This is a genomic window from Micromonospora haikouensis, from assembly GCF_900091595.1.
In the GTDB taxonomy this organism is placed as follows: Bacteria; Actinomycetota; Actinomycetes; order Mycobacteriales; family Micromonosporaceae; genus Micromonospora; species Micromonospora haikouensis.
The window spans coordinates 51,037-60,128 of record NZ_FMCW01000038.1 but is presented as its reverse complement, the minus strand read 5'-3'; the positions used below and the strand labels follow the sequence as shown (position 1 = coordinate 60,128).

The 9,092-nt window shown below is 71.3% G+C and carries 8 protein-coding genes; 4 read left to right on the top strand and 4 right to left on the bottom strand.

Annotated elements, in window-relative coordinates:
• Positions 1-199: 199 nt before the first annotated feature.
• From GA0070558_RS28905 to GA0070558_RS28895, 3 genes are all read right to left on the bottom strand, one after another.
• Positions 200-1,495 carry an extracellular catalytic domain type 1 short-chain-length polyhydroxyalkanoate depolymerase gene (locus GA0070558_RS28905; RefSeq protein ID WP_218107126.1) on the bottom strand — a complete coding sequence of 432 codons (1,296 nt, stop codon included), beginning with the start codon at positions 1,493-1,495 and terminating at the stop codon, positions 200-202.
• A 113-nt stretch (positions 1,496-1,608) separates the two neighbouring features.
• Positions 1,609-3,312: a PQQ-dependent sugar dehydrogenase gene (locus GA0070558_RS28900; RefSeq protein ID WP_091285569.1), complete on the bottom strand. Its 1,704-nt coding sequence runs from the start codon at positions 3,310-3,312 to the stop codon at positions 1,609-1,611.
• Positions 3,313-3,343: 31 nt separating this feature from the next.
• The gene (locus GA0070558_RS28895; protein ID WP_091285566.1) at positions 3,344-4,411 is read right to left on the bottom strand and encodes an SMP-30/gluconolactonase/LRE family protein; all 1,068 of its coding nucleotides are present in this window, start codon (positions 4,409-4,411) and stop codon (positions 3,344-3,346) included.
• A 451-nt stretch (positions 4,412-4,862) separates the two neighbouring features.
• On the opposite strand from GA0070558_RS28895, the gene GA0070558_RS28890 reads away from it, so the two are divergent.
• Positions 4,863-5,687, top strand: a complete 825-nt coding sequence (locus GA0070558_RS28890) for an SAM-dependent methyltransferase (RefSeq protein ID WP_077935145.1) — start codon at positions 4,863-4,865, stop codon at positions 5,685-5,687.
• Positions 5,688-5,723: 36 nt separating this feature from the next.
• Here the strand turns inward: GA0070558_RS28890 and GA0070558_RS28885 are convergent, their stop codons facing one another.
• A complete protein-coding gene (locus tag GA0070558_RS28885; protein ID WP_176734423.1) occupies positions 5,724-6,200 on the bottom strand; it encodes a helix-turn-helix domain-containing protein in 477 nt (158 codons plus the stop codon).
• A 237-nt stretch (positions 6,201-6,437) separates the two neighbouring features.
• On the opposite strand from GA0070558_RS28885, the gene GA0070558_RS33645 reads away from it, so the two are divergent.
• The 3 genes from GA0070558_RS33645 to GA0070558_RS28870 all read left to right on the top strand — a co-directional run bounded on the left by GA0070558_RS33645 (position 6,438) and on the right by GA0070558_RS28870 (position 9,079).
• Positions 6,438-6,680, top strand: coding sequence for an acyl carrier protein (locus tag GA0070558_RS33645; protein WP_256092179.1), 243 nt, complete (start codon positions 6,438-6,440; stop codon positions 6,678-6,680).
• Entirely contained in the window at positions 6,673-8,247 is a 1,575-nt protein-coding gene (locus tag GA0070558_RS28875; protein WP_091285555.1) for a class I adenylate-forming enzyme family protein, read from the top strand. Before GA0070558_RS33645 ends, GA0070558_RS28875 begins: the two co-directional genes overlap by 8 nt.
• Positions 8,248-8,359: 112 nt before the next feature.
• A complete protein-coding gene (locus GA0070558_RS28870; protein ID WP_176734421.1) occupies positions 8,360-9,079 on the top strand; it encodes a Phenylacetic acid catabolic protein in 720 nt (239 codons plus the stop codon).
• Positions 9,080-9,092 lie beyond the last annotated feature (13 nt).

Genomic DNA, 9,092 nt, shown 5'->3' with positions numbered 1-9,092 from the left:
CGACGCACCTACCAGGCCACCATCAGTCTCAACATCCTCGCCGGGCCGGTCTTGACAACCAGCCCGGAACCTTAACTACCCGGCATTGGGGCTAGCGGGGCGGAGTCGACGCGACCCCGCCCCGCCCGTGCCTGCCCGGCCCGGCGTCAGGCCGGCCGGCCGGGCTCGAGCGCCCGGGCGGCCGACTGCGGCGCGTGGATCAGGCCCGCAGCGTCCAGCGCTGGTTGGCCTGGCCGCTGCAGGACCAGAGAATGATCTTTGTGCCGTTGGCGGTGCCCAACCCGCTGGCGTCCAGGCAGAGCCCGGACTGGGCGTTGGTGATAGTGCCGTCGGCGTTGACGTTCCACTGCTGGTTGGCGCCGCCGTGGCAGTCCCAGATGATCACCGGGGTGCCGTTGCTGGTGCCGGCGCCACTGGCGTCCAGGCACTTGGTGCCGTTGACCGTGAGCTGCCTGCCCGCCGTGTAGGTCCAGCGCTGCTGGGTGGCACCGTGGCAGTCCCACAGCTGGATCTGGACGCCGTTGCCGCCGTTGGTCGGCACGTCCAGGCAACGGCCCGACTGGGTGCCGACAACCATCACCCCGGCCGCCGGCGGCGGGGTCGTCGGGGTCGGGGTCGGCGTGGTGGTGGTGCCGTCGAGGCCGAGGAAGGCGATCGAGTACGCGATCTGACCGGCCTGCGGCAGCTCGTGCCCGACGCCGCTGATGCTGATGCCCTCGACCGTCGCCCGGGTTCCCGTGTCGCCGTACCGGGTGCGGGTCCAGTTCGACTGCGGGCGGTCGGTGAACGCCGGCGTCTGGCTCAACCCGTGCAGGTTGGTCCACTGCTTGATCTCTTCACCGAAGTTGACGTACGACAGGGTGGTGTCGGTGGTCCCGTGCAGGAACTGCATCCGGGGGTACCGGCCCGTGTAGCCGGGGTACATGGCGCGGGCGGCGTCGCCCCACTGCTGGGCGGTCTTGGTGATCTGCCCACCGGCGCACTGGCCGTTCCAGGTGTTGGTGCTGCTGCCGGTCGCGAAGCAGGTGGCGGGGACCCCGCTGAACGCCGAGCCGGCGGCGAACACGTCCGGATACTCGGCGGCCATCACGTTGGTCATCATCGCCCCGGAGGAGAAGCCGCTGACGACGACCCGGGCGGGGTCGACGTTGTGCCGCTGCTTCGCATAGTTGACCATGGAGATGATGCCGTCGGAGTCGCTCCCGCCCCCGCGCCGCAGCCCCTGCGGCGAGTAGACGTCGAAGCACTTGCTGCTGCGCGTGACCTCGGGCAGCACGATGATGTAGCCGTACCGGTCGGCGGCGGTGACGTAGTCGCGGCCGTTGCCGTTGAAGATCGCCGGTCCGGAGCCGCCGCAGTAGTGGATCAGCACCAGCAGCGCCGGCCTGGGCGCGACGTTGTCGGGCACGTAGAGGTACATGTTGAGGCCGCTGGGGTTGTTGCCGAAGTTGGTGACCTGGGTCAGGGCCGCCGCCGAGGCCGGCTGCGCGGCCATCAGCACCGTCATGGCGAGCAGTGGCACGACCGCGAGGGCCGCCACCGCCCTGAGTAGACGCTTCACGGACATGGGCTCCGATCTGGTGGGACGGGGATGGTGGTGGGGTGGGGCTAGCCGCCGAGCGTCACCTTGAGGATCCGCTCGTTGCTGTTGTTCGGGACGCTGTCCTTGTCGCCGCCGGTGCTCGTCGTCAGCCACAGGTTCCCGTCGATGGTCGGCTCGACGGTGCGCAGGCGGCTGTAGGTGCCGACGAAGTACTGCTGCACGTCGGTGAGGGTGTCGCCGCTGATCACCTCCCGGTACATCCGGTTGCCGCGCAGGCAGGCGAGGTACACCACGTCGCGGACGATGGCGAGGCCGCTGCACGAGGCCTCGGCGACGGGGTACGTGCGTACCGGTGCGAGGTAGTTGGGGTTGGCGCAGTCGCCGACCGTGCCCTCGCAGGCCGGCCACCCGTAGTTGCCGCCCCGGACGATGATGTTGGTCTCGTCCATGACGTTGTTGCCGAACTCCTGCTCGAAGAGGCGGCCCCGGGAGTCGAACGCCAGCCCCTGCGGGTTGCGGTGGCCGTAGCTCCACACCTGGTTGCCGAACGGGTTGTCCGCCGGCACGCTGCCGTCGGGGCGGATCCGCAGCACCTTGCCGGCCAGGTCGTTGACGTCCTGGGCGCGGTCCGGGGTCTGCCCGTCGCCGGTGGCGGCGTAGAGCATCCCGTCGGGGCCGAAGCGCAGCCGACCGCCGTTGTGGTACTTGTTGCGCGGGATGCCGGTCACCAGCACCTGGAGGCTGCTGGTCTGGAGCGTGCCGTCGTAGCGCATGCGGACGATCCGGTTGTCGGTCGCCGTGGTGTGGTAGATGTACAGCCACCGGTCGGTGGCGAAGGTCGACGCCACGGCCAGCCCGAGGACGCCGCCCTCGCCGTTGGTGCCGGCGGCGTTCGGCACCGAGCCGATGCTGCGCTTGTTGGTGCCGTCGGGGTTCATGGCGACGATGTCGAACAGGTCGCGCCGCCCGTAGAGGACGGTGCCGTCGGAGAGCTGCACCAGCCCCCACGGCAGGTCCCGCTCGGTGGTGACCACCGTCGTGCCGCAGACCGCGCTCGTGCAGGCCGAGCCGGTGCGTACGGTCACCGGGGCGCTCGCCGCCGAGGCGTTGCCCTGGGCGTCGCGGGCGACGACGGTGTAGCTGAACTGGGTGTTCGCCGCCAGCCCGGTGTCGGTGAACGTGGTGGCGGGCGGGTTGGTGGCCGTGCCGGTGACGGAGCCGACGGTCGTGCCGCCGCGCAGGACGTCGTACCGGGTGACGGCGACGTTGTCGGTGGCGGCCGACCAGGTCAGGCGCACGTCGGTGCCGTTGGCGGTGGCGGCGAGGTTGGTCGGCGTGCTGGGCCGAGTGGTGTCGACCTGGCAGAACGGTGGCGTGACGGTGAGCGTGGCGCTGGCCTGCGACACGTTGCCGGCGGCGTCCCGGGCGTTGACGTACCAGCCCCAGGTGACGCCCTGCGCGACGGTGAGCGTGGCGGTCAGCGTGCTGCCGCCGACGGAGGTGACGAGCTGCCCGTCGTGGTAGACGTCGTAGCTCGCGACGCCGACGTCGTCGCGGGACGCGGACCAGGTGAGCGTGACGGACTGGCAGGTCAGCCTGCTGCTGCGCAGGTTCGTCGGCGGGGTGGGCGGCCTGGTGTCGGCGGCGGACCGGGCGGCTGCGGCCGTCGACCCGCCGGCCGGCGGTGGCGCGGCGATGGCGGGTGCACCTGCCAGGACGGTGCAGGCGCTGGTCAGCAGTGCGAGGGTGGCGAGGGGGCGGGTTGGCACGTGATTCGTCCCTTCCGGTGGATCCTGGCGGTCAGTACGGGTAGCCGGGCACGTTCAGCCGCACGCTGTAGAGCCCGGAGTCGTTCGTCGGGCCGGAGGTGACGTAGAGGGTCCGCCGGTCGGACCCGCCGAATGCCACGTTGGTGGTGCCCGTGGAGCCGGAGCGGACGGTGCCGAGCTCGACGCCCGTGGGCGAGTAGACGTGGACCAGGCCGTCGAAGCCCGACGCCCAGTACACGTTGCCGGCGCAGTCGATCGTGCCGCCGTCCGGGCCGCCGACGTAGTTGACGAAGACGCTGCGGGGGCCGGTGCTGCCGTCGGGTGCGACGGCGTACTTGTAGATCTTGTTCTCGCCGTAGGCGCCCACGTAGAGCGTCGCGCCGTCCGGGGAGAGCGCGATGCCGTTGGGCTGGCGCAGCGCGTCGTCGACGAGCGACACCTGGCCGCCGGAGACGCGGAAGACGCTGGTGCGCCCGCTCATCTGGTCGGCGCGGGCCCCGCGCTGGAAGTTGGGGTCGGTGAAGTAGACGACGCCGTCGGAGCGGACCGCCACGTCGTTCGGCGAGTTGAACGCCCGGCCCTGGTAGTTGGCGGCGACCACGCCGCGGGCCAGGTCGTCGATGCGGTACGACGAGACGCTGCGCTGGTCGTGTGTGGCGGCGACGAGCTGCCGCCCGTCGGGGCTGAGGGCGAGCCCGTTGCTGCCGGAGTTGGCGAGGAACGTGTCGAAGGTCGCCGGCGGGGTGAAGCGGCGGATGGTCGACGGCTGGACCCGCTCCGGCCCGGTGGCCGCGCCCATGTCGGACACCAGCAGGTAGCCCCGGTCGGCGAGCCAGACGGGCCCTTCGAGGAACGAGAAGCCGCCCCGGATCTTCGCCGCCGTGACCGAGGTCGCCGGCAGCGGCGGGCCGTAGCTGGCGCCGGACGGGCAGACGCCGGGCGGGGCCCCGGGTGGCCCGGCCAGCGCGGTCGTGGTGTGAGCGCTCACATGGCCGGCGCGAAGAATCTGCGGGGGCGAGGCGGCGGCGCCCACCGGGACGGCGGTGGGCAGGGCGAGGCAGAGGCTGGCCAGTGCGGCGAGTGTGGGAGTCGGGACCATCGGGGGCTCCGATCGGCGAGGGCCCGCCGCCGATGGCGGGCGCGGGGTGGCGCGGCGACGGATCCGCCGAGTGGCTCCGGTGGTGGCGGACGAGCCCGTCGGGCGCGATGGGGACATCGGGCAGCATAAGTCCTAATCCATCGATCTGCATGATTTCGTTGCCGCCAACTTCCCATGTGGGGCGGGGTGGGTCGCAGTGCTTGAGTTCAGCGAAATGGCCCGGTAACATCGTCACCCTTCAATGGATAGTCGTCGAGGTGGGCAACTCCTGCGCCCCGGCCGTCCGGACTGTCGTGGGTGGAATCGACGTTTCAGGGTTGCTCATCTACCCTCAGGGCACATCCGGTCTCAACTTTCGTGGGCCGGCGTCGGTTTGGCAGCCATGGGTGTCGTGTGTGGTCTCCCCGCCAGTCTGTGAGCGACCATGGCCGTGTGCGGAGGGGTCGAAGCGTTGACCAGCGAGAATGTGGCGCCTCCGGGCGTCGACACCACCCGGCCCAGCATTGCCCGGGTCTACGACTACTACCTAGGCGGCAAGGACAACTTCGCGGTCGACCGGCAGGCCGCCCAGATGGCCATGCAGATCACGCCGGACGGTCCCGAGGCGGGGCTGGCCTGCCGGGCCTTCCTCCGGCGATCGGTCAGATTCCTCGCGGCCGAGGCCGGCATCCGGCAGTTCCTCGACATCGGCTCCGGGCTGCCCACCCAGGGCAACGTGCACGAGATCGCCCACGAGGTGGACCCGAACGCCCGGGTGGTCTATGTGGACAACGACCCGATGGCCCTCGCCCACGGCCGGGCCCTGCTCGCCGACGCCCGCACCACCACCGTGCTCGGGGGTGACGCCCGCCGGCCCGAGGAGCTGCTGGCGCAGCTCACCGAACGCAAGCTGATCGACTTCGACCAGCCGGTCGGCCTGCTGCTCCTGGCGATCCTGCACCACCTCAACGACGAGGACGACCCTGCCGGCGTCGCCCGGCGGCTCGTCGCCGCCCTGCCCTCCGGCAGCTACCTGGCCATCTCCCACTTCCACGATCCGGGCGACGCCCAGCCGGAGGTCTCGGAGCGGGCGCGCGCGGTGGAGAAGGTGTTCAACGCGACCCTCGGCACCGGCCGGTGGCGCACCCGCGAGGAGATCATGGGCTTCTTCGGCGACCTGGAGCTGCTGCCGCCCGGGCTGGTCCCGCTGGCGGAGTGGCACCCGGACGGCGAGGAGGACCCCAAGCAGACCGCCACCTACCACACCATCGTCGGCGGGGTGGCCCGCAAGCCCTGAGGCTCGTCGGGCGGCGGCTCCGCGCCCGAAGTCCGTTCACGATCCCGGCGGATGCCGACAGAGGCCGCCGACCCGCGCCACGAACCGCGGGTCGGCGGCGAGCCGGTGCCCGTCCTGGACGTGCGGCCGCAGGTCGAACCGCCGCCAGATCCGGCCGACCGTCGAGGCGGACAGCCCGCTGTGCGCGGCCATCGACGCCCGGGACCAGCGGGCCGCCCGCTCCGGCTGCGAACCCAGGGTGGCGGCCACCACCTGCTCCACCCGGCCCGGCCCGATCGTCGGGGGCCGGCCGGCGCGCGGTGCGTCGGCGAGGCCCGGCAGCCCGCGCGTCACGAACCGGGACCGCCACTTGCCCACGGTCGGCGGTGACACGCCGAACCGGGCCGCGACCTCCGCGTTGCTGGCCCCGTCGGCGCAGGCCAGCACGATCCGGCAACGCAGCGCGTACGCCTGTGTCGAACGGGCGGCCCGCGCGCCCCGCGCCAGCCGTGCCCGCTCCTCCTCGCTCAGCATCAGCTCGGCCTTCGGCCGGCCCTTTCCCCCATGCGGCCGATGATACATATATGTAAACGAATTTGTGGCGCAGATATCCGGACGTCGCAGGTGGTGGGACGAATCGATGTCCCTTCTGGACAGCGTCAGGCCCCCTCGGTATGGTCCCGACGAGTTCCCAAGCGAGGGACTCGCTCGCTGCTGCAAGGTCGCGGTGGCCCGTGGAATCACATTGACATGGAGACCGCTTCAGTGACTATGACCGATTTGCAACTGAAGATGACATCCATCTGCGCCGACGTGCTGAACCGTTCCACCCTCGGGCCGGACGAGGACCTCGTCGCGCTGGGCATGGACTCGGTCGCGGCGGTGGAGATCGTGACCCGCGTCGAGACGGCCTACGGGGTCGACGTCGTCGACGTCATCTTCGACAACCCCACGGTGAACCGCCTCTGTGACCTGGTGGGGGCGACCGCCAGCAGCGACAGCACACATGCCTAGTCCGCTGGACGAGCCGGATCTCGCGGTCACCACGAACCTGCTCGACCTCGTCCGCGCCGCCGCCGAGCGCCACGGCGACCGCCCGTACCTGGTCCCCGCCGAGCCGGGCGGCCGGGCGGCGAGCTTCGCCGACGTCCTGACCTTCACCCGGGGCTGCGCCGCGCTGCTCGACGAGCACGGGGTGCCACCGGGCGGCCGGGTGGCGGTGGTCATGCACAACTCCTCGCTGACGGCGCTGCTGTTCATCGGCGTCATCGCCGCGCAGCGCGTCCTCGTGCCGCTCAACCCGAAGTCGGGGCCGGGAGAGCTGGACGCGCTGCTCGCGCACTGCGCGCCCGCGCTGGTGCTCGCCCCCACGCCGGTCGCCGCGAAGATCGGCCCGGGGTCCCGCCGGGTCGCCGTGGACGACGCCGCAGCCCTCCTGGCCGACGTGCTGGCGCGCGGCGCGGCGTACCAGGGGGAGCTGACCGCCCCCCGCGACGGCGGGGCGGGCGACGCGGAGATCGTCTACACCTCCGGCTCGACCGGGGTCCCCAAGGGCGTCGTGCTGTCGCACCGCAGCCTGCTCGCCAACTCGCTGGCCATGGTGAAGTGGGCCGACGCGGGCCCCGACGACGTCTTCCTCAACGTCGTCCCGCTGTTCCACGCCGGCGGGCAGGGGTTCCCGACGCTCACCCCGCTGTGGAGCGGCGGCCGGTCGGTCTGCGTGCGCTCCGAGACGGCGCTGGTGCGGTTCTGGCACTACGTCGACCGGCACCGCCCGACCTGGACGCTGGTTGTCAACGCCTACCTGGCCAACCTGGTGGAGCGGCCGGAGCGGCCGGCGACCGGCAGCCTCAAGGGCGTCCTCGCCGGCGGCTCGGCGCTCGGCCCCGAGCTGATCCACCGCTTCGAGGACACCTTCGGCATCGGCGTCCACCAGGTGTACGGCATGACGGAGATGACCTCCCTGACGACGGTGGAGCCGCGCGACCGCCGGCCGGGGGAGCCCCGCAGCGCCGGGCTGCCCGTGCCGTTCGCCCGGGTGCGCGTGGTCGGCCCGGACGGGCGGGACGTCCCGGCGGGCGAGAACGGCGAGGTCCTGCTCAGCGGCCCGAGCATCTTCACCCGCTACGAGGCCGCGCCGGAGCTCACCGCGAAGCGGCTCGACGACGGCTGGGTGCGCAGCGGCGACCTGGGGCACCTCGACGAGCGCGGCGAGCTGTCCATCGTCGACCGGATCGACAGCATGGTCATCGTCAGCGGCGAGAACGTCTACCCCGCCGAGATCGAGAACGCGGTGTCCCACCTGGCGGGCGTCGAGGACGCCGTCGTCGCGGCGCTGCCGCACCCGGTCACGGGCGTGGAGCTGATCCTCGTCTACACGCTGCTGCCCGGCGCCGTCGCCGACGACGACGCCTGGCGCACGACGCTGCTGCGGTTCCTGAGCCCGTTCAAGGTGCCCCGCAGGTTCGTCGCGCTCAAGGAGATCGGCGTCGACGCCTTCCCCCGTACCCCGCTCGGGAAGATCCAGCGGCCGGAAGTGCAGCGGCTGGCCGCCGACAGTCTTTCCCCGACCCGGACCTGATTCGGGCCACCAGAACTCCACGCGATTCGGCGGGAATGCCGTAACGGTGCGGCAGATCCCTTTCTTTCCGGCCGGCACCATTCGGGCTTTAGTCGACAGGAGGTGGTTTGTCATGTCAGTCGAGATTCTCGACGACGAGGAAGTCGTGGTGCGCACCCCCGAAGAGTTCAAGCGCATGCCCCGGGCGTACCAGAAGGCGCTCATCAGCCAGGTCATGATCAATACGGAGGGCGAGCTCTCCGGCGGCGACGACTACACCATGATGTTCATCCCGCTGGCCCCCAACGCCGAGGAGCGCCAGGTGTGCGCCGAGCGGGCGGCGGAGGAGTACGACCACTACAAGATCGGCAAGCGGGTCCTCGCCGAGATCGGCATCGACACGACCTACATGGAGGAGCAGACGATCGAGGAGCGGCGGCTCTTCTCCGACAAGCGCCTGCACCAGTGCACCACGTGGGCCGAGCGCGGGATCTACTCCTACATCGGCGAGGAGAGCGCCCTGCTGATGATCAGGGAGTTCGCCGAGAGCAGCTACAAGCCCTGGGCCGACGCCGTCCGCACGATCATCCTGGACGAGAAGATCCACATCGCGCACGGCGCGCGGGTCTGCCGCAACCTGGCCACCACCGACGAGGGCCGCGAGCAGCTCCAGGCGGGCCTCAACCGCCTGTGGCCGGTGTTCCAGGGCCTCTTCGGCACGCCGGACTCCGAGCGCTCCAAGCGGGCGGTCCGGTTCGGCCTGCGCAGGACGACCAACCGCGAGGCCCTGGAGAAGTGGTTGCAGACGGTCACGCCCCGCATCCACTCCCTCGGGCTCGTCGTACCGGACTGACGGAAGGGACGAC